At 63.8% G+C, this 23,213-nt stretch carries 21 protein-coding genes; 13 read left to right on the top strand and 8 right to left on the bottom strand.

From position 1 onward, the window contains the following. Positions 1–118: 118 nt before the first annotated feature. Positions 119–310: a hypothetical protein gene (locus NMP98_RS06720; RefSeq protein WP_178916802.1), complete on the top strand. Its 192-nt coding sequence runs from the start codon at positions 119–121 to the stop codon at positions 308–310. A 183-nt stretch (positions 311–493) separates the two neighbouring features. Next, positions 494–1,093, top strand: a complete 600-nt coding sequence (locus NMP98_RS06715; protein ID WP_254860758.1) for an NAD(P)/FAD-dependent oxidoreductase — start codon at positions 494–496, stop codon at positions 1,091–1,093. 477 nt (positions 1,094–1,570) lie between these two features. Here NMP98_RS06715 and NMP98_RS06710 read toward each other — a convergent pair whose 3' ends face one another. Continuing rightward, the gene (locus NMP98_RS06710) at positions 1,571–3,148 is read right to left on the bottom strand and encodes an MATE family efflux transporter (RefSeq protein ID WP_254860757.1); all 1,578 of its coding nucleotides are present in this window, start codon (positions 3,146–3,148) and stop codon (positions 1,571–1,573) included. 180 nt (positions 3,149–3,328) lie between these two features. Between NMP98_RS06710 and NMP98_RS06705 the strand changes: the two genes are divergently transcribed. Continuing rightward, entirely contained in the window at positions 3,329–3,682 is a 354-nt protein-coding gene (locus NMP98_RS06705; protein ID WP_254860756.1) for a DUF2249 domain-containing protein, read from the top strand. Positions 3,683–3,691: 9 nt separating this feature from the next. On the opposite strand, the gene NMP98_RS06700 is transcribed toward NMP98_RS06705, so the two are convergent. After that, positions 3,692–5,056, bottom strand: coding sequence for a glycosyltransferase family 2 protein (locus NMP98_RS06700; RefSeq protein ID WP_254860755.1), 1,365 nt, complete (start codon positions 5,054–5,056; stop codon positions 3,692–3,694). A 117-nt stretch (positions 5,057–5,173) separates the two neighbouring features. Between NMP98_RS06700 and NMP98_RS06695 the strand changes: the two genes are divergently transcribed. Further along, positions 5,174–5,830, top strand: coding sequence for a TMEM165/GDT1 family protein (locus NMP98_RS06695; protein ID WP_254860754.1), 657 nt, complete (start codon positions 5,174–5,176; stop codon positions 5,828–5,830). A 9-nt stretch (positions 5,831–5,839) separates the two neighbouring features. Here the strand turns inward: NMP98_RS06695 and NMP98_RS06690 are convergent, their stop codons facing one another. Continuing rightward, the gene (locus NMP98_RS06690; RefSeq protein WP_254860753.1) at positions 5,840–6,673 is read right to left on the bottom strand and encodes a hypothetical protein; all 834 of its coding nucleotides are present in this window, start codon (positions 6,671–6,673) and stop codon (positions 5,840–5,842) included. Positions 6,674–6,808: 135 nt separating this feature from the next. On the opposite strand from NMP98_RS06690, the gene NMP98_RS06685 reads away from it, so the two are divergent. Then, the gene (locus NMP98_RS06685; protein ID WP_254860752.1) at positions 6,809–8,605 is read left to right on the top strand and encodes a hybrid sensor histidine kinase/response regulator; all 1,797 of its coding nucleotides are present in this window, start codon (positions 6,809–6,811) and stop codon (positions 8,603–8,605) included. A 24-nt stretch (positions 8,606–8,629) separates the two neighbouring features. Here the strand turns inward: NMP98_RS06685 and NMP98_RS06680 are convergent, their stop codons facing one another. Both NMP98_RS06680 and NMP98_RS06675 read right to left on the bottom strand, forming a co-directional pair. Next, positions 8,630–9,511: a 3-hydroxyacyl-CoA dehydrogenase family protein gene (locus NMP98_RS06680; RefSeq protein WP_254860751.1), complete on the bottom strand. Its 882-nt coding sequence runs from the start codon at positions 9,509–9,511 to the stop codon at positions 8,630–8,632. A gap of 54 nt (positions 9,512–9,565) precedes the next feature. After that, positions 9,566–10,837, bottom strand: coding sequence for an MFS transporter (locus NMP98_RS06675; protein ID WP_254860750.1), 1,272 nt, complete (start codon positions 10,835–10,837; stop codon positions 9,566–9,568). Positions 10,838–10,946: 109 nt separating this feature from the next. On the opposite strand from NMP98_RS06675, the gene NMP98_RS06670 reads away from it, so the two are divergent. The 6 genes from NMP98_RS06670 to NMP98_RS06645 all read left to right on the top strand — a co-directional run bounded on the left by NMP98_RS06670 (position 10,947) and on the right by NMP98_RS06645 (position 17,602). After that, the gene (locus NMP98_RS06670; RefSeq protein WP_254860749.1) at positions 10,947–11,366 is read left to right on the top strand and encodes a hypothetical protein; all 420 of its coding nucleotides are present in this window, start codon (positions 10,947–10,949) and stop codon (positions 11,364–11,366) included. Positions 11,367–11,413: 47 nt separating this feature from the next. Further along, entirely contained in the window at positions 11,414–12,505 is a 1,092-nt protein-coding gene (locus NMP98_RS06665) for a sensor histidine kinase (RefSeq protein WP_254860748.1), read from the top strand. A 50-nt stretch (positions 12,506–12,555) separates the two neighbouring features. Further along, complete coding sequence (locus NMP98_RS06660) at positions 12,556–13,734, top strand: alpha-hydroxy-acid oxidizing protein (RefSeq protein ID WP_254860747.1); 1,179 nt, start codon at positions 12,556–12,558, stop codon at positions 13,732–13,734. Positions 13,735–14,236: 502 nt separating this feature from the next. Continuing rightward, entirely contained in the window at positions 14,237–14,500 is a 264-nt protein-coding gene (locus NMP98_RS06655; protein ID WP_254860746.1) for a hypothetical protein, read from the top strand. A 439-nt stretch (positions 14,501–14,939) separates the two neighbouring features. Further along, entirely contained in the window at positions 14,940–15,896 is a 957-nt protein-coding gene (locus tag NMP98_RS06650; protein WP_156710402.1) for a transcription initiation factor IIB, read from the top strand. A gap of 122 nt (positions 15,897–16,018) precedes the next feature. Beyond that, a complete protein-coding gene (locus tag NMP98_RS06645) occupies positions 16,019–17,602 on the top strand; it encodes a succinic semialdehyde dehydrogenase (RefSeq protein WP_254860745.1) in 1,584 nt (527 codons plus the stop codon). Between the two features lie 36 nt (positions 17,603–17,638). Here NMP98_RS06645 and NMP98_RS06640 read toward each other — a convergent pair whose 3' ends face one another. After that, the gene (locus tag NMP98_RS06640) at positions 17,639–19,015 is read right to left on the bottom strand and encodes an adenylosuccinate synthase (protein ID WP_254860744.1); all 1,377 of its coding nucleotides are present in this window, start codon (positions 19,013–19,015) and stop codon (positions 17,639–17,641) included. A gap of 261 nt (positions 19,016–19,276) precedes the next feature. Between NMP98_RS06640 and NMP98_RS06635 the strand changes: the two genes are divergently transcribed. Next, positions 19,277–19,582, top strand: a complete 306-nt coding sequence (locus NMP98_RS06635; protein WP_156710406.1) for a hypothetical protein — start codon at positions 19,277–19,279, stop codon at positions 19,580–19,582. Between the two features lie 30 nt (positions 19,583–19,612). Here the strand turns inward: NMP98_RS06635 and NMP98_RS06630 are convergent, their stop codons facing one another. Continuing rightward, positions 19,613–21,619, bottom strand: a complete 2,007-nt coding sequence (locus NMP98_RS06630; RefSeq protein ID WP_254860743.1) for a DUF7527 domain-containing protein — start codon at positions 21,617–21,619, stop codon at positions 19,613–19,615. 286 nt (positions 21,620–21,905) lie between these two features. Between NMP98_RS06630 and NMP98_RS06625 the strand changes: the two genes are divergently transcribed. Beyond that, on the top strand, positions 21,906–22,355 hold the full coding sequence (locus NMP98_RS06625; protein WP_254860742.1) for a hypothetical protein: 450 nt from the start codon (positions 21,906–21,908) through the stop codon (positions 22,353–22,355). Between the two features lie 195 nt (positions 22,356–22,550). Here the strand turns inward: NMP98_RS06625 and NMP98_RS06620 are convergent, their stop codons facing one another. Next, a complete protein-coding gene (locus NMP98_RS06620) occupies positions 22,551–23,138 on the bottom strand; it encodes a sulfite oxidase-like oxidoreductase (protein ID WP_254860741.1) in 588 nt (195 codons plus the stop codon). Positions 23,139–23,213 lie beyond the last annotated feature (75 nt).

The raw sequence follows: 23,213 nt of genomic DNA, 5'->3' as shown, positions 1-23,213 counted from the left end.
GATAGCCGCTGTTTCACTCCTACTCTATCTGATTGACACCGTTTCAAACCGAACCGACCCTCACGAGGTGGTCGGACACCACCAACTAAGACGACGAGGGCCCTCCCTCCGAGTGACCATGTCCGATTTCGACTTCGAAGACCTCCTCGACGGTAGCGGCGGCGCGAAGATGAAGACCGAACTCCCCGGGGTCGAGGTCACGACCCAACTCCCCGACGGGGACGCTGACGAACTCGAAGCGCTCCACCGCGCACAGTTGACGTTCGCGCTGGAACACGCCGAGGAGGCCAAGGAAGCCTCCCGGATGTAGGCCGGAGCGTCCATCTCGGGTGCTTGGTCTGTCGCCGTCGCTTTTCGTCGCCACGTGACTCGACCGTTACCTGATTGTACGGAGTTCCCTGCTGGTTTTTTGTTGCTACGGGACGGAGATATCGGACGGTTTCGGGCGTCGGTGGCGCTTGGCGCTCCGCTCGACGTTCGGCCGGAGATTATCATGACTGAATCAGGAAACTCTGACGTAATCGTCGTCGGTGGCGGTCCTGCGGGACTGAGCGCGGGGCTGTTCGCCAGCAAGAACGGGCTGGAAACGACGCTGCTCGACACCGACGAGACGTGGATGCACAAAGCGCATCTGTTCAACTACCTCGGCGTCGGGTCGGTCGGCGGCAGCGAGTTCATGGCCACCGCGCGCCAGCAGGTCGACGATTTCGGTGTCGACCGCCGGCAGGGCGAGGAAGTGACTGGCGTCGAGTCGACCGACGACGGCTTCGTCATCGAGACCGACGACGGGAGTTACGACGCTCGCTACGTCGTCCTCGCGACGGGCGCCAACCGCGACCTCGCGGAGTCACTGGGCTGTGACTTCGACGGCGACGTGGTCGATGTCGGCGTCGACATGGAGACGAGCGTGGAGAACGCCTACGCGACCGGTGCGATGGTCCGACCCGAGGAGTGGCAGGCCGCCATCTCCGTCGGCGACGGCGCTGCAGCAGCGCTGAACATCCTCTCGAAAGAGCGCGGCGAACACTTCCACGACTTCGATACGCCTGCCGACGCGGAGGCCGTCTTCGGAGACCTCGTCGACGACGAATAACCAAAACGGCCGATTTTGTCGCTGCCAGACGCTTTCTTTGGCTCTCCGATGGGAACGACCGTTGTGGGTGGCCAGTCCGAAACTGATTATTTGAATGCATATAATCGAAGAGATTATGCGCAGCATAAATTTTATATTACTGCAGAACATATGTACTCGTGTGAAGTCCCATACGACGGCGCATCGGGGCCGTCACTGTTCGGGACCAAACGCGGTATCGGGTCGTAATCGCACGCGTCGACGGCGACTGTCGCCGCGTGTCGACGTGATAGGGTTGGGAACGGCACGGAAACGCGGCCACAGCGCCGCGTGGGGCCACCCGACAGTCACAGTCGAACCGTTGCCGCCGATTCTGGCTGTCGGGCTACGGAGCGAGACGGCGTCCCTCGTCCGGGGGGTTCGGGGGTGCACCCGCCGTCTCGGTCGCCGGGGGTGCCGTACGAGACAGACGTATTCTTTGACGGTTTCCAGCAGCGATTAGTCGTCGACAGGCGGTTCCGGGTCCGGCGATTCGGCTGATTCGGTGGGCGGCCCGCCCCGTTCGGTGAGGTCGGCATCGCGCCACCCACCGCGGATGTACCACCCGAACGCGAGGGTCGCCCCTGCGACGTTCGAGACGGCGAACGCCACCCAGATTCCCTCATATCCCATCGAGAAGGTAGCGATGGCACTGAACAGCGCACCGATTGGGTCGGCGACGACTGCCGGCAGCGTCGAGACGACGACATCGAGCAGTGTCCCCTCGTAGATGAGTCGCTGGGAGGCCAACGCGGCGACGGGCAATCGGATGGCGCCGAGCATGGCGATGGAGACGACGGCGGCGGTCAGAGTTCGTCCTGCTCCGCGGAACCCGCCCTTGTATGACTGGAAGATGCCGGTGAAGCCGAACGTCGGCGCGACGTACCGGAGGAACAGCCGTCCGACCTCGACGACCTCGGGGTCGTCGGAGAACACCGCGACGATGTTGCCGGCGCCGAGCCATGTCAACACGCCGACGCCCGCGAGGACGACGAACATCGAGCGCGCCGCGAAGTGCGACGCCGATGCCGCCCTATCCTCTTCGCCCGCGCCGATGTTCTGTCCGACCATCGTCTCGACGCCCCGGCCGACGGCGATGGCTGGCAGGAAGATGACCGAGAACATCCGGACGCCGACGCCGTATGCGGCCACGACAACCGTCGGGAACGTCCCGACGATGACCAACATCAGGTTGACTGCGATGGCGTTGCCGGTGCCTTCGACGGACGCCGGTACCCCGATTCGGAGGAGCTTTTTGAAGTAGCCGAAGTCCGGGGCCATCTGGGACAGATGTATCTCGACGCCTCGCGTGCCGCGGAACATGATTGCCATCCCGATGACCGTCGCCATCGCCCGGGAGAATATCGTCGCGTAGGCGGCACCGACGACGCCCAACTCCGGGAACGGACCCCACCCGAAGATGAGAAACGGGTCGAGAATGAGGTTGACGACCACCGTCACCAGCATGACGAGCATCGGGGTGATGGTGTCGCCGTACCCTCGCATTAGCGACATGAACACGAAAAAGGCGAACATGAACACCATCCCCAGCGAGATGATTTCGAGGTACGCCGTCGCCCCCGGTAGCACCTCCTCGGAGGCACCGAGTAACTCGAGGATGTCGCCGACGGCGAAGTAGCCGAACCCGCCCAACAGCACCGACGCGATGATGGCAAACGTCACCGTCTGGGAGGCGGCGAACTCCGCTCGGGCGTCCTCGCCGGCGCCGGTGTTCTGTGCCACGAGAATACTTCCGGCGATGGAGATACCCAACCCAAGCGAGATGAGGAAGAACACGACGGGGAACGCGAAGCTAATCGCCGCCAGCGCCTCCGTGCTGTAGCGGCCCAACCAGATGGTGTCGACGAGGTTGTACGCCGTCTGCAGCAGGTTCGTGATGACGATGGGCAAGGAGAGATAGAACAGCGGCTTGCCGATGCTCCCCGAGGTGAGGTCGAACTCCTCGCGGCTCTTGAACACCATCCCGACTCGCCGGCGAATCGCCGCCACCAGTCGGTCCAGGCGGGAGTCGTCCATCAGGACCTCACCCGTCTGTCATCGTGTGGTTCTGCGGTGGAGGCTCCGCACATTTTCTACCGTACCTAGCTGACCGTTCAGTCAAAAGGGTTGTGAACTGATTGAATAGTCAGTCAATCACATCCCAGCGGCTGAGACACAGCGGCCTCTCCTATGTGTATCGCAGACGACCCTCCGCGTATGCAAGCACTCACTCGGCGGACGAAAGCAGGGGGGAGAGCGGATTCGGAGTCTGATGCCGCGGCTTCCTCGGAACAGAATATCGCGTCGATGGACGTTGTCGATTTGCGGGAGCGGGAGGACCGGCCGGTCGAGGCAGTTTTCGACGCTCTCGAAGACCGCTCCGAGGGCGAGGACCTCCTGATTCTTGCGGCGGCGGCGCCGATTCCGTTGTACGACCGACTCGAGGAGCGTGGCTGGTCCTACGAGGCGGTTCGCTCCGATGCCAACGAGTGGCGCATCCACGTCACCGCTGACGGCGAAGGCCGGTCGGGCGAGCGACTTCGACGGCCACGACGGCGCGGCCACGAGTAGCGACCGAACTCAGTCGTCGGACGGCACGTCGCTTCGCGTCGTCGTCACGTAGACGCTCGGCTTGTGGACGACGAACTCCTCGATGAACGCGGTGACGAACACCGCGGTCTGGAAGACCAGATAGAACCACAACGTGACGGCCGCGAGGTACTCTCGGGGTTGGTGAGAGAGTCCCTCGCGGTAATCCTGAAAGAACACGATGGCAGCGACGACCATCGGCGAGATGCCGATGAGCGTCCACAGCTGCGCCGAGTAGGGGACGTACGTCGCCGTCTCGACGCTCGGGACCCACCCCATGAGGAACAGCGGCAGCCCGATGACGATAAACGCCGGCAGAATCGCGTACGCCAGCGTGTATATCGAATCGGCCTTGACTCGCGCCGACACGTGGGGGTTCCGGGGGAGCCGTAGCAGGTACCGAGCGGCGACCTGCATCCAGCCGCGAGCCCACCGCTTTCGCTGACTCCACCACGCATCCAGCGTCGGTGGGTTCTCCTCGAAGGTGATGATGCTCGGGTCCATCACGAGCCGTTTTCCGGCGGCGTGAATCTTCGAGGACATGTCGATGTCCTCGGTGAGCATGTCCTCGTCGAAATCACCCAACTCCTCGAACACTTCACGGCGGAAGAACGCCTGTCCGCCGCCGAAGATGGTGTAGCCGCCGATGACCTCGCGGGCGAAGAGGTCGGCCTTCTCGGCGATGTGGCGCTCAACGGTCGCGTGCAATGCGAGAATCGAATCGTCCGGATTCGTCCCGTAACAACGCCCTTTGATACACCAGATGTCGTCGTCGGAGTCGAACCACGCAATCGCCCGCCGCAGGGCGTCGGGCTTGTAGCAGTGGTCGGCGTCTATCATCGCGATGATGTCGTGGCTGGCGTACTGCAGTGCGTAGTTCATCGCCTTGGCCTTCCCACCGCCCGGTTCGTCCCGCTCGACGGCCTTGAAACGCGGGTCGTCGGCCGCGGCGTCCCGACAGATTTCGGCGGTCCGGTCGACGGAGTCGGCCTCATAGCAGAGAACGACCTCCAGTTTCTCGGCCGGATAGTCGAGGTTCTTCGCGGCCTCGATGGTGTCGGGCAGGACCGGCTCCTCGTTGTACGCCGGGATGACGACGCTGACTGCGGGGAGGTCCTCGTCGGAGCGCGTCAACTCGGGGGTGTTGGCGCCGCGAAACGACAGCAGCGCCGAGAGGAACGTCCGCCCGACGAGTCCGAGAAGCCCCACCAGCAACAGGGTGTTGAGGAACCGCGGATACTCGCTGTAGACGAGCGTCGGGGCGAGAACGATGGCGACCAGCGCTGCCGTGATGGCCGTGTACAGCGCGGCTCGCCGGAAGGAGAACCCCGCATCGTCTACCGTCTTGACTTCCATGGGGTCCTTTTCTCAGGACACCGGTTAAATACTGCTGAACAGGCGATCGAGTGCCCCCGAACACTGCCCCTGCGTCATCTCGGTGTTTTCATACGGCGTCGTCTCGAAGCGCGGACGATGGCCGGGTGGATAGAGGTACTTACGACCGCATTCCTGCTGCAGTTGCTGGCACTTCCCGGCGAGAAGGGCCAGTTCGTCATTGCGGGGCTTTCAACGCGGTACAACCCCTACTGGGTCGTCGCCGGAGCAGCCACCGCCTTCGGCGGGTGGACGGCCCTCGAGATACTGCTCGGCGAGGCGCTCAAGAACGCGCTCCCGGAGATGTACCTCGACGCCATCACGGCCGGACTGTTCGTCGTCTTCGCTGGGCTGATTCTTTATTCACTGCACCGTGATGGCGACTCCGGGGACCCGGTGGCCCGTACCGACGGCGGCCCTCCCGGGGACGGTCCGGGTCTCGACGACGAAGGGGTCGTCGAGCAGGCCGGCGGCTACCTCACGGCGCTCTCGGTGATGGGTGTCGCCGAGTTCGGCGACAAGACCCAACTCGTCACCATCAGCCTCGCCGTCCAGTACGGCATCCACCCCGGCATCTGGGTCGGCGAGATGCTCGCTATCGTCCCCGTGAGTCTGCTTACCGCCCTCGTGTTTCACCGCGGGAGTCAGCGCTTCGACAGCGGCTGGTTTCACTACGCTGCCGTCGTCGTCTTCCTGCTGTTCGCCGCCGACATCGTCTCCGGCTACGTCTTCGGGTTCTCGGTGCTTCCCATCTGAGATGGAGCGTCATTCCGAGAGCCACGCTCGCGCTCGCGCGGCGACCGCCGAACGGAAGTCGCCAATCTCGACGCTCGATTCGGGGTGCAACAGGCGGTCGTGAGCGCCCCGAAGAATCGACTCGACGGTGCGCTCGAAGAGAGCGTCGACGGTCACCGCCCTCCCCTCCGTTTTCAGCGCCGCCGCGATCCGGTCGAAGCGCCGGTCGGTCGCGTAGCGCTCGGCCGCCTCTTCGGCCGACATCGACAGCGGTTCGGGGTCGACATCCAACTCGACGTCCGGATTCGACACCACCGCCCGGTTGCCGGTCTTGTCACGAACCAGCAGGCCTGCGGCGGGGCCGTCGTAGTACGCGGAGTCAGGAACCGACACCGTCTTCGGGTCGAAATCGAGCGCCCTGTGTTCCTTCTCGAAGGTGTTGACCGACTCCAGACCGAGCCGTTCGTACACTCCCTCGACGGCGTCCGGCGACAGATAGCGGTCCCTGTCGGCGTCGAAAACGTCGACGCCAAGCACCGACGGTATCCGATGCCAGTCGTAGTCGACAGACTGGTGATGCATCGCGACGCCGAGGAACGTCACCGACGCCACGTCGTCGACGGCACGTCGAAGCGCCTCACGGTCGAGGTTCGCTCGGACGTACCGAACTGCGTGTTCGTAGGGAAGCGGGACCTCTCTGTCGCCGAACCGTCGCCGTCCATCGCCGACCTCGATGACACCGCTCGACCGAAGCCGAAACCGAAACGGGGCCCCGTCGAGCAGTTCCTGTATCCAGAGGTGGCCGCCATCGAGCAGCATCTCGGGAGCGTCGCCGATTGCCGGCGTCGGGGGATGCGGCTTCACTGTCGGTCACTCTGCCGGCCGGCGTCTTGAGTTGTGGGGTCGTACCGAACGTCGAAGTTTCGCTATCGATATGGTCCGGTTTTTTATATGTGTGAGGTGGCAAGTGTTACCAACGTGTCTCAGACGGTTCTGTGTGTGGGTGGGTGCGAGTCGCTTCGACAGGGGTGTTCGTCCCTCGAGGAGCACATTTCGGCTCGCGTGCTCTTCGAGCAGTCGCTGTCGGCGGCCCGCGGGGCGCTCCGAGAGCGGCCGGTCGACTGCGTGGTCTGTGCGACGCCTCTCCCCGACGGTGATGGGATGACGGTCGTCTCCGACCTTCGGACGGAAGCCACCGACGTTCCGGTGGTGCTGTTTCCATCGGAGGGCAGCGAGCGCCTCGCGGTCCGAGCGCTTCGCACCGACGGCGTCGAGTACGTCCCTTCCGACGCCGACGCCCGGGTCGAACGGCTCCTCGAAGCCGTCGAGCGAGTGCTCACCGAGCAAGCGGCCGGAAGCGCAGACATCCGACTGCGGAGTTTCAAACGCGCTGTCGAACAGGCTGGTCACTCCATCTACATCACCGACACCGACGGGACGATACGGTACGTCAATCCGGCCTTCGAGGCGACGACGGGTTACAGTGCCGCGGAGGCGCTGGGTGCCCGGCCGGCGATACTGAAATCCGGCGAACACGACGACGCGTTCTACGAGAACCTCTGGGAGACGATTCTGGACGGCAACGCCTGGCAGAGCGAAATCGTCAATGAGCGCAAGGACGGCAGCCGCTACGTTGTCAATCAGACCATCGCCCCGATTCACGTCGACGGCGAAATCGTCCGCTTCGTCGCGGTCAACGCCGACATCACCGACAGGCGGGCGTGGCGGCGCCGTCTCCGAGCACTCCACGACGCGACCCGCGAGTGGCTCGAGCTCGCCTCGCCGGACCACATCGCCGACCGCGCGCGCGACCAACTCGACGAACTGCTCGATGCCGAACTCGTCTCCGTGTACTGTACGACCGACGACGAGGGCACACTCGTCCCGGCGGCAAAGACCGCCCGCGAATCCTTCGAGGGCTTCGAACCGTCCGCTATCGAGTCGACCGAGGACCGGCGGTGGATTTCCTTCGAGAGCAGCGACCCACAACACCGCTCCGGCGTCTCCCACTCGGCCACGAGCGACGCCGTCGAGGAGTTGCTCCTTCCGGTCGGGGACTACGGGCTGATACACGTCGCGACGACCGCCTCGTTCGACGACACCGACGTGGGCATCGCGCGAGTGTTCGCGACGAACCTGGAGGCCGTCATCGACCGAATCGAAAACTACCGCGCACTCGAACGGAAGAACGAACGGCTCGATGAGTTCGCCGGGGTGGTTTCCCACGACCTTCGGAACCCGCTTTCGGTCGCGCTCGGCTACCTCGATATCCTCGAAGAGCGCATCGGCGACGACGACGACTTACACGAGATACGCCGCTCGCTGACGCACATGGACCGCATCATCGACGACGTGCTCTGGTTGGCTTCGGAGGGCCGAGAGGTGGGTGAAGCGAGTACGGTTTCGCTCCGGGAGAGCGCCGAGGAATCGTGGTCGCTCGTCGCCACCGCTGATGCGGGGCTCCGAATCGAGTCGGACCTCTGCTTCGAGGCCGACGCCGACCGACTCAACCAACTGCTCGAAAACGCCTTCGCGAACGCAGTCACCCACGGCGGGTCGGACGTGACGGTCACCGTGGGTGCGCTCGACGACGGAACGGGATTCTACATCGCTGACGACGGTGAGGGTATCCCCCCGGAGAAGCGCGAGGCGGTGCTCGAACCCGGCTACACGACGAAAGAAGACGGGACGGGGTTCGGTCTCGCCATCATCCAGCGGGTCGTCGAGGGCCACGGCTGGTCGCTCGATATCGGTGAAAGCGACGGCGGCGGCGCGCAACTCACCGTTCGGCTGTGAGGGCCGTACTGCGGAAACTCACCGTCAGTCCTCGGCGTCGCCGCTGACGCCGACCGCTTCGCCGTCCTCCCAGACGTAGAACCCTTCGCCCGACTTCTTGCCGAGTTTCCCCGCTCGGACCTTCCGTTTCAGCGTCTGCGGCGGGCGGAACCGCTCGCCCAACTCCTCGCGGAGGTACTCGGCGATGTCGAGTCGCACGTCCAACCCGACGAGGTCGGTGAGTTTCAGCGGCCCCATCGGGTGGCTGTATCCTTCCTCCATTGCGGTGTCGATGTCCTCGACGCTCGCGACGCCGCTTTCGACCATCCGAATCGCTTCGAGGCCGAGTGCGACACCGAGTCGAGAGGAGGCGAACCCGGCGCTGTCTCGAACCACAACGGCCTCCTTGTCCAGTCCCTCGACGTAGTCGACCGCGGTCGATTCGCTCGCCGAACTGGTCTGCTCGGCGACGACGATTTCCACGAGGTCCATGATGTGTGGTGGGTTGAAGAAGTGGAGACCGACCGCACGCTCAGGGGAGTCGAGGCAACTCGCCAACTCGGTGACCGACAGCGACGACGTGTTCGACCCGAGAACGGCGTCGGCGGGTGCGGCGGCTTCGACGTCGCCGAACACGTTCTTTTTGAGGTCCATGTCCTCGGGAACGGCCTCGACGACGAGGTCGGCGGCCTCGACGGCCGACGCGAGGTCGGCATCGCCGAAGACACGCTCCAGTGTCTCCTCGCGCTCGCTTTCGGTCACTTTGCCGCGCTCGACCCCGCCGTCGAGGTTGGATTCGATGCCGTCGAGGCCGGCGGCGACGCGTTCCTCGTCGACGTCGTTCAACACCACGTCGTGGCCGGCCATCGCCGACACCTGTGCGATGCCGTGTCCCATGCTTCCCGCGCCGATGACGGTGACGTTCATGCTCTGACCCGGGAGGGCTGTCCCCGATAAACTTCCGTTCTCCGACGCGGAGTTTCAATCGGAGTCGGCGACACCAGCGGCCTCCCCCGTCGGCGACCACAACAGGGGAAGCGAGACGACCAGCAAACACGCCGCCACGAGACCGGCACAGAACAGATAGGTCGCTCGGTAGCCGGCGGTTTCGACGGCCGGAATCGCCACCAGCGGGCCGAGGCTGAGCCCCACGTCGCCCATCGTGTTGTAGACGCCGCCCAACCGCCCCAACTCGTCGCCCGGCGTCACGTCACCCAGAATCGTCAACAGTGCCGGGGCGCCAGCACCGACGCCTGCCCCGGCCAACAGGACGCCGACGACCAACGCGGGCAGGGCGGGAACGAGGGCGATGAGGCCGAACCCGACGACCAAGGCGAGAAACGATGGTACGGTCAACAGCGCCCGGTTGCTGAGTTCGTCGGAGCGTCGTCCGGCCCACAGCGTCACGCCGCCAGTGACGAGGACGCCACCCCCCATGACGACGCCGGCGACGCCAGCGGCCTCCAACGGCCCGATTTCGAAGGCGAACGCCTCGGCGTACTTCGCGAGCGTCGTCAACAGGACGCCGCCCCACAGCAACTGTAGCGTGAAGTTCCCGACTCCGATTGGAAAGACGACGGGTCGTCGGCGCAAGAGTGCCGGCACGTCACGGAGTCCACCGCTTGTATCGCGGTCGGGCGTCACGTCGGGGAGGACGGCCGAAGCGACGACGCCAGCCAACAGTGCACAGCCACCGGCGACGAGGAACGCCTCTTGGATACCGACGAGGTCGGTCATGACGCCGCCGACGACCAGTCCCGTCGGGAAGCCGAGCGACTGGCCGCCGCGGACGTAGCCAATCCACTTCCCACGATTGTCGGCCGTCGTGACGTGAGTGACGACGGCGAAGGCGCCGATGAAGACGAACGCCGACCCGACTCCCCACATCGTCCGCGCGAGGACGAACACGACGCCGGGGGCCGACACGTCTCCGAGCACCGGTAGCGAGGCCACGGTAACCGGCGGCGTGTGCAAGCCGACGACGTAACCGAACGGGGCGAGTGCCTGTGTGAACAACCCGACTATCATCGGCGTGCGCGCGCCGACGCGGTCGATGACACTACCCGCGGGCGTGTTCATCACGAGGCGAGCGATGCGGTTGGCCGCGAGGATGAGACCGAGCATGACCGCCGTGATGCCGAGGAGGTCATCGAGCAGCGGCAGCGTCGGGAAGGCGACGCCGGTGGCGATACCGCCGAAGAACACGCCGCCGACGACGGCCAGCGACACCGCCCGAACGTCGTACTCGCCCATTTAGCGCCGCTCTGCGGCATCCGGTCGCCGCGCTGCGGTGTGGGGCACCGCGGACACGACCGTTGAACTGTGCGCTGGATTCATATCGACACACTGCCTCCCCGGGGTTATGGACTGTTCGGTGTGCGGCGCCGACAGCGAGTTACTTTACCGGTGTGAGCGGTGCGGCCAGCGACTCTGTGCGACCCACCTCGGCCACCGGTATCACGACTGTGCCCGCCGCCAACCGGCTGACCGTCCCCCGAAGGAGCGTACGGGGGAACCGCTCGTCGAACGACCCGATGCCCAACTGTACCCGGAGCGGTCGGTGCCGTCCGTCGAGCCGCCCTCGCCCCCTGGCGACATCGAACGCCCCGGCTACGAACCGAAACGAACGCACGCGGGGTCGTCCGAACCGGCGGAGACGGTGGGCGAGTGGCTCCGCCGACAGACGTACCTCTCGCTGACCGTGAAAGTCGGTCTCCTCGCGGCCGGCCTGAACACGCTCGCGTTCGCGCTCCTCGGGGCGGCGCTGACGTTGCCGGCGTAGCGTCGTGTCGTATCTTTTAACTTAGTTGAATATAACTCTCGGCTAAGATGGGTGGATACTTCGGTGACCGAATCGACGGGTCCGAACTCGTCGCCGCGTTGGGACTCGTTTTCGTCGTCGCCGGCGTGAGTCTGTGGTCCCAGTCGGTGTTGCCGACCACCGCCTCGATTCAGGCGGCCCTGTACGAACTCGTCCTTCACGTCCTCTTCGGCGGAGTCGTCCTCGTTCTCGGCGTTCACATCGAACGGAGTGAACTCGCCTCCGACGAACGGTTCACCGTCATGGTCTGGTGTTTCTCCGGCTTTTTGTTTTTCTTCGCTCTGGCCGTCTGGTCGGAACTCGGCTCGCTGCTCGCCGGTGAGTTCACCGCCGCCTTCGCGAGTCAGGTCGTCACGCTCGGCAGCATGGGCGGTGCCTTCGGCGTCATCGCCGGCGTCAACCATGGCCGCTCCGAGCGGAACCGCCGCCTCGCCGAGCGCAACGAGGACCAACGCGAGACGCTCGTGTTGCTCACGCGACTCCTGCGACACGACATCCGCAACGACATGATGGCCATCAACGGTCACGCCGACATCGTCGCCGACCACGTCGACCCCGAAGGGGAATCCTCACTGGAGGTCATCCAGCGGCGAAGCGACGCCATCGTGCGTCTGCTCCGGGACACCGACACCCTCGTCGAGACGCTCGGCGCCGAGCGGGAGTTCGAGCGGGTCGACCTCTCGACGGTGCTCGACGACGAACTCGCCAGCATCGCCGACAGCCACCCCGAGGTCGACATCGACGCCGACGTACCCGACGGCCTGTGGGTCGTCGCCGACGGACTCGTTCATCAGCTGTTTTCGAACCTGCTCGGCAACGCGGTCGCTCACAACGACGCCGAATCATTGACCGTCCGCGTCGAGGCCGAACGGAACGGGACCACCGTCGAAACCGTCGTCGCCGACAGCGGCGTCGGAATCCCCGAAGTGCGTCGCGAGGAAGTCTTCGAGTTGGGCGAGCAAGGCGAGGCGAGCAACGGCGACGGTCTCGGGCTGTATCTCGTCTCGCGACTCGCCGACGTTTACGGCGGTGAAGTGACTCTCGACGAGTCCCCCGAGGGCGGTGCCCGCTTCCGCGTCGAGCTTCCGGCGGCTGACTGAACGGGACCTGACGGCCAAAGTATATTTCAGCCGGCTTCTACGGTCGCCCCATGAGCGAGTCAAACCGCGGCTCGGACAGACAGGTCGAGATTTTCATGGAGGGGATGGCCGGCGTGACGCCCGACGTGCCGCCATCGTTCGAGGAACTGGAGGAAGCCGCCCTCGCGGCCATGGACGAGAAGGCCTACGGCTACGTCGCCGGCGGGGCGGGTGGCGAACGGACCATCGGGCACAACCGCGACGTCTTCGCGAAGTGGCGACTGTGGCCCCGAATGCTTCGGGACTTCTCCGAGCGGGACCTCTCGACGGAACTGTTCGGAACCGAACTGTCCGTGCCCGCGTTGCTCGCGCCCATCGGCGTCCAATCTATCATCCACGACGAGGGCGAACTCGCGGTGGCCCGCGCCGCGGCCGACCTCGACGTTCCGATGGTCGTCTCCTCGGCGGCCTCACACACGATGGAGGAGGTCGCCGAGGAACTGGGCGACACGCCCGGGTGGTTTCAGTTGTACTGGTCGTCGAACGACGACGTGGCCAAGAGTTTCGTCTCCCGTGCCGAGGCGGCGGGCTACGAGGCGCTCGTCGTCACGCTGGACAACAACATCCTCGGGTGGCGCGAACGGGACATCCGCGACGGCTATCTCCCCTTCCTCGACGGCGAGGGCGTCGCCAACTACTTCAGCGACGAGGCGTTCCGCGATTTGCTCGACGCCCCGCCGGAAGAGGCCGAACTGAACGCGATTCGGACGTTCATCGACATCTTCGGTGACCCGTCGCTGACGTTCGACGACCTCGAGTGGCTCTGTGAGTACGCCGACATTCCCGTCGTGGTCAAGGGGGTGCTTCATCCCGACGACGCACGGGAGTGCATCGAACGCGGTGCCGAGGGCGTCATCGTCTCGAATCACGGCGGTCGACAGGTCGACAACGCGGTCACCGCTCTCGACGTGTTGCCGCGCATCGTCTCGGCTGTGAACGACGACGTGCCTGTCCTCTTCGATTCGGGTATCCGACGCGGCTCCGATGCGCTCGTCGCACTCGCACTCGGTGCCGACGCCGTCGGATTCGGCCGCCCATACGCCTACGGTCTCGCCATCGACGGCGAAAACGGCGTCGAATCGGTCGTGAAGAACTTCCTCGCCGACCTCGATTTGACGCTCGGACTCATCGGCTACGACGACGTCGACGATGTCGACCGTGAGGCCGTCGTCAGAGCGGACGAACTGTGAGGACACAGGACTGAACACGCCACCGACAGACCCACCTGTACGCCGACGTACGAGACTGTGACCGCACTCTACGGGTGTCTGTGGTACACACAGTCACACAATTATTAATACCCATCCGATAGCTTGCTTTTCGTACACGGAGCACAATCATGACCACCACCACTCACACTCCGCTGTATGCGGCCGCTTACGCCAAGCGGCGCGCCTCGAGTGTGAGCGGGTGGAACGCTCCGCTCGCATTCGGGATTCGCGCCGCATAACGAGCCACCCCGGTTCGGCGGCGCGGCGGACTTCTCTCGACGCTACCTCCGGAGAGGTCCGTTCTCTCGGGTGTGTTCCCGTTTTTCCGCGCCGCCTTCGACCGGGAGCCACGGAGCCGTCCTTCGGCGCCGTGCCGGCTCGTCGCCGAATCGCGTAGTGGCGACGCTCCCCCGTTAGCCACGGCTGTGCCGTCCGCGGTCGACCGCCGCGGGCCTGCGGGTTCGACTCCCGCCGGGGGCCTATGTTAGCCCACGACCACCGAATCGAGTTGTCCGTCCGCGTCCCCCGGGGTGCGGCCGGCGATGTCGAAGGCGGCGTCCGCGAAGTCGTCGAGAAAGTCGACGGCGTCGCACGCGTCGAGAACGTTGAGTTATGTGGCGTCCGCCCGGACGCCCTCGACCTCTATGTCGACGCTACGGCGACCGTCGCCATCGATGCCGACGTTGAGGCGCCCGATGCCCACCTCGCCGACGGCTTCGGCGTCATCGAAGCCACCGTTCAGTAGTTCCGTGCCGGCTGGGGCACGACGGGTTCGACCCCCGGCGGAACCCTTGGGGCGACAGCCCCGTGATTCGATGAGACATCCCGAACTTCGGCCCTCCGTTTCGCACCGTCCCGACGAACGCCCACCTCCGGGCGCCGTCAGCACCGCCTTCGCCGTCGGTTTCGTGTTGGTGGTGCTGTGTGCGGTTGCACCGGTCGGCGCTGGCGCCTTCGCTGGGGTGTGCTTTGCAGTCGGCTGGCGCCGACGAAGGCAATGACCGACAACGCCCTCCCCGGAAGACGAACCCGCCTGCGGACCGTCGATTCCCCTGAGAATGACTGCCAGTCCGCCGCGTGAGGCGGCGAACACACTGTTTTGGAAGGATTTATAAGTAATTTCGTGGCAACAAGCCGTGACTGCAAAGCATTTATATGTTGAACAAGCAAACCATATAAGCATAATGCCAGGGCCAACCCGTCAGCGAGAGCGCACCAGCGAAGACGAGGCAGAGACCGAACAAGAAACTGGCTGTCCCGAGTGTGAGTCCGATTCGCTGGTTCGGAGCGCCGACGGCGGGGGTGAACTCGTCTGCGAGGAATGCGGTCTCGTAGTGGAAGAGGAAAACATCGACCGTGGTCCCGAGTGGCGTGCGTTCAACCACTCCGAGCGACAGTCGAAATCCCGGGTCGGCGCGCCAACGACCCAGACGATGCACGACAAAGGACTGACAACGCAAATCGACTGGAAGGACAAAGACGCCTACGGTCGCTCGATTTCTTCGGAAAAACGCTCCCAGATGCACCGCCTCCGGAAGTGGCAGGAGCGGATTCGGACGAAGGACGCCGGCGAGCGCAACCTCCAGTTCGCGCTGTCGGAAATCGACCGCATGTCCTCGGCACTCGGCGTGCCGCGGTCGGTTCGTGAGGTCGCCTCCGTCATCTACCGGCGTGCGCTCGACGAGGACCTCATTCGGGGTCGCTCCATCGAGGGCGTCGCCACCGCCGCACTGTATGCGGCCTGCCGACAGGAGGGCATCCCCCGGAGCCTCGACGAGGTCGCCGAGGTCGCCCGCGTCGAACAGAAGGAAATCGGCCGCACCTACCGCTACATCGCCCAGGAGTTGTCGCTCGGACTCGAACCCGTCGACCCCGTCCAGTACGTCCCGCGGTTCTGCTCGGAACTCGGTCTCTCCGAGGAAGTCGAGCAGAAGACCCGCGAGATAATCGAGGTCACGGCGGAGAAGGGCATGCTCTCCGGGAAGTCCCCGACGGGCTACGCCGCCGCCGCCATCTACGCCGCCTCGCTTCTGTGCAACGAAAAGAAGACCCAGCGTGAGGTCGCCGAAGTCGCGCAGGTGACCGAGGTCACCATCCGCAACCGGTATCAGGAGCAAATCGAAGCACTCGGCATCCACTGACCGGGCCGGACACTCCGCTTTTTTGGCCGCTACGGCTTCTAGCGGCGGCAACGGACGAAAACACCCGAAGCGTTGTTTGAGGTTCCCGTACGGTTAACACGACGTAGCCTGTACGGGAGTGTATGACAGTATCGGAGACCACAGCGGACGGTGAGATAGACGTCGAACCCGACTTGCTGTCGGGGCTGGAATCGTACGTGACGCTGTCGGGGGCGCCAGAGGAACACTTCGACGTGGAGGCGCCGTACCGGGGCGTCGTCATCGGCGAACTGCCGGCGTGTGACGAAGCGGACATCGAGGTCGCCTTCGACCGCGCCGAGCAGGGCCAGAAGGCGTGGGAGGACCGAACCGTCGAAGAGCGCGCCGAGGTGTTCAAGCGGTACCACGACCTCGTCATCGACAACGCCGAGGAACTGCTCGACATCGTGCAACTGGAGAGCGGGAAGGCCCGCAAGCACGCCTACGAAGAGGTCCTCGACGTGGCGATGACGGCCCGCCACTACGCCTACCGCGCGGAGGGGTATCTCGAAACCGAACAGCGTGAAGGCGCACTACCCGGACTCACGGAAACCGAGGTCAACCACCACCCCGTCGGCATCGTCGGGATGATTTCGCCGTGGAACTACCCCCTCTCGTTGGCCGTCTCCGACGCCATTCCCGCGCTGCTCGCCGGCAACAGCGTCGTCCTCAAGCCGGCCGAACAGACCTCCTACACAGCACTGAAAGCAGTCGAGTTGCTTCAGGAGGCCGGATTGCCGCGGGATGTCTTTCAGGTGGTCACCGGGTTCGGCCCGACGCTCGGCGAGCCGCTGGTCGCCAACTCGGATTACGTCTGCTTCACCGGTTCCAGCGCGACGGGTCGTATCGTCGCCAGTCAGGCCGGCGAACACCTCACGAAGTGCTCGATGGAACTCGGCGGGAAGAACCCCGGCATCGTCTGCTCGGATGCCGATATCGACCGCGCCGTGGAGGGACTTATTCGCGGTTGCTTCACCAACGCCGGCCAGCTGTGTATCTCCCTAGAGCGGCTGTACGTCCACGAGGACGTCCACGGTCAGTTCGTCGAGGCGTTCGTCGACGCCATCGAGGACCTCCAGCTCGGCACCGGCTACGAGTACGACGTGGACGTGGGCAGCCTCATCTCCGAGGAGCAACTGGAGAAGGTGACCGAACACGTCGAGGACGCCAAAGCCAACGGCGCCACCGTACTGACGGGCGGGACGGGCCGACCGGATATCGGGCCGTACTTCTACGAACCGACGGTCCTCACTGATGTCGACGAATCGATGGCGCTGTGTGCAAACGAGACGTTCGGTCCCGTCGTCTCCATCTACGAGTGGAGCGAGGAAGACGACGTTATCGAGCGGGCCAACGACTCCGATTACGGTCTGAACGCCTCCATCTGGACGGAGGACCTCGATTACGGCCGCGAACTCGCAAAACAAATCGAGACGGGGACGGTCAACGTCAACGAGGGTTACGCCGCGGCGTGGGCGTCCCTCGACGCACCCATGGGCGGGATGAAGAACTCCGGTATCGGCCGCCGTCACGGTGACGAGGGCATCATGAAGTACACCGAATCCCAGACCGTCGCGGTCCAAAAGCGGATGGGCATGACCGCGCCGCCGGGTGTGCCCTACTGGCTGTACGCGAAACTGATGAACAAGACGCTGAAGTTCCAGCGCCGGATTCCCGGAATGCGGTAGTTCGGGACCCGACCTTCGGGCGTAGCGAACGCGTTTTTAATACACGTCTTCGACCACGACGGTTTCCTCGCGGCCGGGACCGACACCGACTGCGTAGATAGGCGTGTCGAGTTCCGCGCTGAGATAGTCGAGATACTTGCGGGCGTTCTCCGGAATCGCGTCGTACCCCTCCTCGGCGACGGCGGCCCAGTCGACATCGTCCCAGCCGTCGAAGATGCGGAAATTCGCCTCACAGTCGGCCCATTTCTCCGTGGTTGGAGGCATTGTCAGCAGCTCCTCGCCGTCCAAGGTGTAGGAGTGTCCGACTTTCACCTCGTCGAGACCGGCCAGCACGTCGAGGTGGTTGATAGCAAGGCCGGTGAATCCGTTGACCCGTGCCGAGTGACGAAGCATCGGGATATCGAGCCATCCGACGCGACGCGGGCGACCGGTGACGGTGCCGTACTCGCCGCCCTCTTCGCGGATGTACTCCGCCAGTTCCTCGTTGCGGCCGTCGGTTGATTCGTCGTAATCCGGTGTGTCGCCGACGACACCTCCGAGTTCGGTCGGCAGGGGGCCGCTCCCGACGCGGGTGAGGTAAGCTTTCACGATGCCGATGACCTCTCCGTTACCGATTACGCCGGGGCTGAGGCCCGTTCCAGTCGCGGCACCGCCTGCTGTCGGGTTCGACGACGTAACGTAGGGGTAGTTTCCGTGGTCTATGTCGATGATGGTCCCCTGTGCTCCCTCGAACATCACGTTCTGTCCATCGGCCATCGCATCAGTGAGGAACGCGCTGGCGTTGACGGTCATGTCTCGGTCTTCAAGACGCTCGCCGATTTCGCGGAACTCCTCGAAGAGGGCGTCTACATCGAGGGCTGCGGGGTCGTCGAGACTGTCGATGTCGAGTCCATACACGTCTTCGATGAGCGCGCGTTTCTGCGGGACGACGTACTCGAGGCGTTCGCGCAGCACTTCTGGGTCGAGGAGGTCCCCGATTCGCACGCCGCGACGGCCTGCTTTGTCCTCGTAGGTCGGCCCGATACCGCGACCAGTCGTTCCGACCTCTTGGTCGGTTTCGCTTTTGACGTCTTCCTCGATGCCGTCGAGGATGCGGTGGTACGGTAGAATAACATGGGCTCGCTCGGCCACCCGAACGTCGGGGTCGAGCCCCTTCTCTTGGAGTGTGGATATTTCGTCGAACAGCGTGCGCGGATTGACGACACAGCCGTTTCCGAGTACCCCAACTTTCCCGCGGACTACACCCGAGGGAACGAGCGAGAGTTTGTACTCGTCGCCCTCGAAGACGACGGTGTGGCCGGCGTTGTCGCCGCCCTGATAGCGGACGACGACATCGGCGGCATCGCCGTAAACGTCGACGATGCCTCCCTTCCCTTCGTCGCCGAGTTGCGAACCGACGATGGTTACGGTCATCGAACGGCAGTTTCCGCCAGCGGGGTAAACAGATTACGGTCTGGTCAGCGTCGAACCCGAGCGGTGTCGTTGTGACGAGTGCCGCCGCGTGCGTCAGACGCCGGACGGACGGCGGCGGTTTCGACGGGAACCTACATGTGCCGTGGTCACAAGGGATTTATACTTTTACCGCAAAGATTCGTCAATCTCCCCGTTACACCGGGGTCATCCGCCGAACGGACAGCAACTTTTAAACCCTCCAAACACAAGTTAACAAATGCCATGATAGACCGGCTTGAGAAAGAAGTCGACATGTTGGAGCGCCATCTGCAGGTTTTGCGGATGGTCATCGAGAACGAGCCGATTGGCATCGTCAAGATGTCCAACGAGACCGGTTACCCCCACCACAAGGTCCGCTACTCGCTTCGCGTTCTCGAAGAAGAGAACCTCATCGAACCGTCCAGCCAGGGTGCAATTACCACGGAAGACACCGCCGATTTCGTCGATGACCTCGACGGCAAAATCGACGACATCGTCGAGAAGCTCGAAGGAATGAAAATCGACGACGTTCCGGAAATCGAAGGCTGAACGACTGCTTTCCTCTGTCTTCCAGCGCCTCTACAGCTCCGGTACCGTCAGGTGGAACGATTCCTCTCGCGACTCGACGAGACAGAGGTGGAACCCGTTCTTCCGTGCGAGCTTCACGTAGCTCCGGTACTTCTCGCGGCTGAGGAGGCTGCCGCTCGTGGCTTCCCGAGCCGTCGAGAGGGCGTCGGGCTCGAAGAAACTCGACGTGACCGCGAAGGCGGCCGCCAGCGTCTCGTGTTCCTCACAGACGTCGGAGGCGTCTGTGACGAGCGGCCCCATCGACTCCCCACGCGTAGGGTCGCGGCTCTCGTCGATGTTCGCGACGACGAGCGGATCGCCCATCCGGTCGCGCGCGACGATGTCGAAGTCCACCTCGCGGCCCTCCTGTCCGTCCCCGACCCGTATCGTCTCGTCGAAGCCGACGCGGTCGATTTCGGGCAAGGCGTCGTAGAGGTGCCGCATCGACCCCTCGGTCCCGGTGGACTGTATCTCGAAGAGGAGGTCCGTGACGAGCCACTCGACGAAGGCGTAGGGGATCGACGACCGCAGGAAGGAATCGAACGGCGTCCCCTCGACCGTCGCGTCTTCGCTCTCGAAACGGGTGTGGTACTCGATGCGGAGGTTCTCTGCGAGCGCCTCGGGGTCGACGCTCCCGTCGTGGGCGTTCTCGAGAGTCGCATCGCCGCGGGAATCCTCACGAATGAAGAGGTTCGTTCCCTCGAAGGCCTCCATCGACGAGAGCGATACGGCCCCGGACCCCTCCTCGGCGTCTCCCGTCTCCAGTTCCGCGATACGCTGTTGGAGACGGTCCCGCTCGGACCGAAGGGCATCTACTTTCGACCGAAGCGACGACAACTCCGCTTCGAACTCCTCGCGGAGCGCCTCGAGTTCGGCTTCGTTGCTGGAGGGCTCCGATTCGGTTTCCACCTCGTCGTCGGTCTCAGCCTCCGTCTTATCGGATTCGGTCTCAGCCTCGTCAGTGTCGGTCCCCGCCGCTCTCTCGTGTCGTCCGGCTTCCGGACCGGATTCGACCGCCGTTTCCCTCTCGGACGCCACGTCGGAGTCGAATTCGGCGCGAGTCTCGGCGTCGGCGGCACTTTCGGTTCCTGATTCGACGACGGGTGGGGTGTCTTCCTCGGTGCCGTCGCCGCTGTTTTCGGGGTCCACCGAAGGCACCGCATACGTCGGTTCCTCGTCGGCGTCGGCGTCCGCCGTCTCTGCGATTTCTGCAGTCTCCGGTTCGGAGTCGCCCTCGTCCGCCGACTGGCCGTCGGTAGCGTCGACATCATCTTCGACCACTTCAGTGTCCTCGGATTCGTCGTCAGTCGGTTCCCCGCCAACCGTGGTTTCTGCCTCGTGTTCGTCGCTCGACCCCTCGACGGCCTCGGCTTCGGTGTCCGCCGTTTCGAGTTCCTCGTCGGTGTCCGCCGTTTCGTCGCCCTCGGCGCCGACGACCGCTGTCTCGTTCGGCTCCGGGGCGGGTTCCGGCAGTTCCACGGCGGGAAGTCGAACCGCGACCACGTCGTAGATACCGACCTCGCCTTCCGCTTTCGACTGTGCCTCCTCGCCGGTCAACAGGCGACCGCTCGGACCGAGATAACCGAGATACGATGCCTTGCCGTCTTCGTACACCACGAAGTAATCGCCGCTGAGGACGTTCTTCGACAGTTCGACGTAGCCGGTGAACCCCCCTTCCGAAAGCGTCTCGTGGACCGTCGACAGCGGCGTCTCGTCGCTGAAGTACTGGCCACGAACATCGCCGTCGACAGTCAACATGGCCGCCAGCGCGGCAGTCGCCGGGTGGGGCGCTTCGTGTATCCGTCCGCTCGCGTCCTCGAAGGCATCGATGTCGCCCTCCCGAGGCGCTTCGTCGATGTCCGCTCGAACGGCCAAGGGGTCGCCGTCCTCGAGAAACAGCCACGTCCCGTCGGCCTCGACGGCGCCGCTGAACCCACGAGAACGCAACGAATCAATCCCCTCGAAGCCGCCGTCGAACGGCGACACCTCCCACTCCTCGATTACGGTGTGGGCATCCATACACGCCGAAAGCCACAGGAGGGGCATATAGCTACCGACCAACCTTTTTCTTCTTCGGGTTCGCGCTCCGCGCGAACCGCTCCTCGAAAAACGTTGATGAAAAAGGCGCGACCTCGGGCCTGCGGCCCTCGGTCGCGTGAACCGCGCGCCTGCGGCGCGCGGACGTTCTACTTACTCTTTTAGCTCTGGTGAAGCCCTCGTCGAGAGACATATCCGGACTTCGGCTCCGGTTCGTACAGGTGTTTTATTAATCATTTGATGCACCGATATTTTAACTATACAAAGTATGAGTGCTGGCATAATGAAATCTCGCAGAGATGTAATATTGATGGTACCCATCCTCGCTTCGGTAACTGCCGGGTGTAGTTTCGAGAGCGTCACAGCCCCAGACCCGAATAGGCCCGACCTCTACGTCTGTAACGAGACGGATGTACACGTAGAATACAACATTGAACTAGAGCGGACGACAGCAGAGAATCAAATCCTGCTTGACGAACGAGGTGAACTCGGAATCGAGTCGGAGACAGGGAGTGACTCCGAGTGTAGGTATTATTCGAATATAATCACAGAACCGGGGTCGTATACGCTTCGACTCAATCCGTCTCTTCCCTACGAGGTAGTCGTGTTTTTCGATGAGCCGGCAGAACCAACCAACCGAGAGGATGATTCGGACGGTGTCGGAATTACACTATTCGAAGACACCTACACAACAGAACTGTATTCTGCGAAGGTATAGAACAGAAACTCGGCAAGTCTACTGTGGCCTCACTGGCGATTTCAGTTCCCTCTCTCAGCACCTATCATCCGAGGTTTCACGGAGTATAGATAATCACCAAGTCGTTCAATCCGCACCTCTATTGAACGATGGACTCACTTCGCTGCGACTGAAAACAACGTTCGGTACGTCCTGTGTTACGCCAACACCGAACGTTTAGGCGTACCGCTGCTCTTCCCACGGATTCGCCGTGTTCGAGTAGCCGCGCTTCTCCCAGTAGCCGCGTTCGGGTTCGGTGAGGAACTCGACGCCGGAGGCCCACTTCGCACCCTTGTAGGCGTACTTGTGTGGCGTGACGACCCGAAGTGGGCCGCCGTGTTCGGCCGGAAGCGGCTCGCCGTCGAGTTCCCACGCGAACATGACCTCTTCGCGCGCACACTCGGCGAGCGGGAGGTTCGTCGTGTAGCCGTCGTGGGCGTGAAACATCACGTGGACGGCATCGTCGTCGACGCCGGCGTGGTCGGCGAGCGTCGGGAAGGTGACGCCGTGGAACCCACAGTCGAAGCGTGACCACCCCGTAACGCAGTGGAAGTCCTGTTTTTGGGTCTGTGTGGGGAGTTCCTGTAGCTCCTCGAACGACAAGGAGAGTTCCTCGTCGACGGCACCCCAGACCTCGAAGGTCCAGTCGTTCGGTATCGACGGCGTTCCGCCCTTCGATAGCACCGGGAACCGACTCGTCTCGCGCTGGCCGGGTGGGAGTCGCTTGCCGTCGAACTCGACGTGGAGGTCCGTCACGTCCTTCATGTTGGGTGATTCGGGGTCGCTGGTAGGTAGGCCTATCGCTCCGCAGGCGGTTTGCGAAACGGCTCGTCGAAACGA

Source organism: Natronomonas gomsonensis (assembly GCF_024300825.1).
In the GTDB taxonomy this organism is placed as follows: domain Archaea; phylum Halobacteriota; class Halobacteria; order Halobacteriales; family Haloarculaceae; genus Natronomonas; species Natronomonas gomsonensis.
This window is presented reverse-complemented; position numbering and strand designations above follow the sequence as displayed.

What these genes read in the sequence shown, in the direction of transcription:
- NMP98_RS06720 (WP_178916802.1), top strand. Translation starts at nt 119, where the DNA reads ATGTCCGATTTCGACTTCGAAGACCTCCTCGACGGTAGCGGCGGCGCG.
- NMP98_RS06715 (WP_254860758.1), top strand. Translation starts at nt 494, where the DNA reads ATGACTGAATCAGGAAACTCTGACGTAATCGTCGTCGGTGGCGGTCCT.
- NMP98_RS06710 (WP_254860757.1), bottom strand. Translation starts at nt 3,148, where the DNA reads ATGGACGACTCCCGCCTGGACCGACTGGTGGCGGCGATTCGCCGGCGA.
- NMP98_RS06705 (WP_254860756.1), top strand. Translation starts at nt 3,329, where the DNA reads ATGCAAGCACTCACTCGGCGGACGAAAGCAGGGGGGAGAGCGGATTCG.
- NMP98_RS06700 (WP_254860755.1), bottom strand. Translation starts at nt 5,056, where the DNA reads ATGGAAGTCAAGACGGTAGACGATGCGGGGTTCTCCTTCCGGCGAGCC.
- NMP98_RS06695 (WP_254860754.1), top strand. Translation starts at nt 5,174, where the DNA reads ATGGCCGGGTGGATAGAGGTACTTACGACCGCATTCCTGCTGCAGTTG.
- NMP98_RS06680 (WP_254860751.1), bottom strand. Translation starts at nt 9,511, where the DNA reads ATGAACGTCACCGTCATCGGCGCGGGAAGCATGGGACACGGCATCGCA.
- NMP98_RS06675 (WP_254860750.1), bottom strand. Translation starts at nt 10,837, where the DNA reads ATGGGCGAGTACGACGTTCGGGCGGTGTCGCTGGCCGTCGTCGGCGGC.
- NMP98_RS06670 (WP_254860749.1), top strand. Translation starts at nt 10,947, where the DNA reads ATGGACTGTTCGGTGTGCGGCGCCGACAGCGAGTTACTTTACCGGTGT.
- NMP98_RS06665 (WP_254860748.1), top strand. Translation starts at nt 11,414, where the DNA reads ATGGGTGGATACTTCGGTGACCGAATCGACGGGTCCGAACTCGTCGCC.
- NMP98_RS06660 (WP_254860747.1), top strand. Translation starts at nt 12,556, where the DNA reads ATGAGCGAGTCAAACCGCGGCTCGGACAGACAGGTCGAGATTTTCATG.
- NMP98_RS06655 (WP_254860746.1), top strand. Translation starts at nt 14,237, where the DNA reads ATGTTAGCCCACGACCACCGAATCGAGTTGTCCGTCCGCGTCCCCCGG.
- NMP98_RS06650 (WP_156710402.1), top strand. Translation starts at nt 14,940, where the DNA reads ATGCCAGGGCCAACCCGTCAGCGAGAGCGCACCAGCGAAGACGAGGCA.
- NMP98_RS06645 (WP_254860745.1), top strand. Translation starts at nt 16,019, where the DNA reads ATGACAGTATCGGAGACCACAGCGGACGGTGAGATAGACGTCGAACCC.
- NMP98_RS06640 (WP_254860744.1), bottom strand. Translation starts at nt 19,015, where the DNA reads ATGACCGTAACCATCGTCGGTTCGCAACTCGGCGACGAAGGGAAGGGA.
- NMP98_RS06635 (WP_156710406.1), top strand. Translation starts at nt 19,277, where the DNA reads ATGATAGACCGGCTTGAGAAAGAAGTCGACATGTTGGAGCGCCATCTG.
- NMP98_RS06630 (WP_254860743.1), bottom strand. Translation starts at nt 21,619, where the DNA reads ATGGATGCCCACACCGTAATCGAGGAGTGGGAGGTGTCGCCGTTCGAC.
- NMP98_RS06625 (WP_254860742.1), top strand. Translation starts at nt 21,906, where the DNA reads ATGAGTGCTGGCATAATGAAATCTCGCAGAGATGTAATATTGATGGTA.
- NMP98_RS06620 (WP_254860741.1), bottom strand. Translation starts at nt 23,138, where the DNA reads ATGAAGGACGTGACGGACCTCCACGTCGAGTTCGACGGCAAGCGACTC.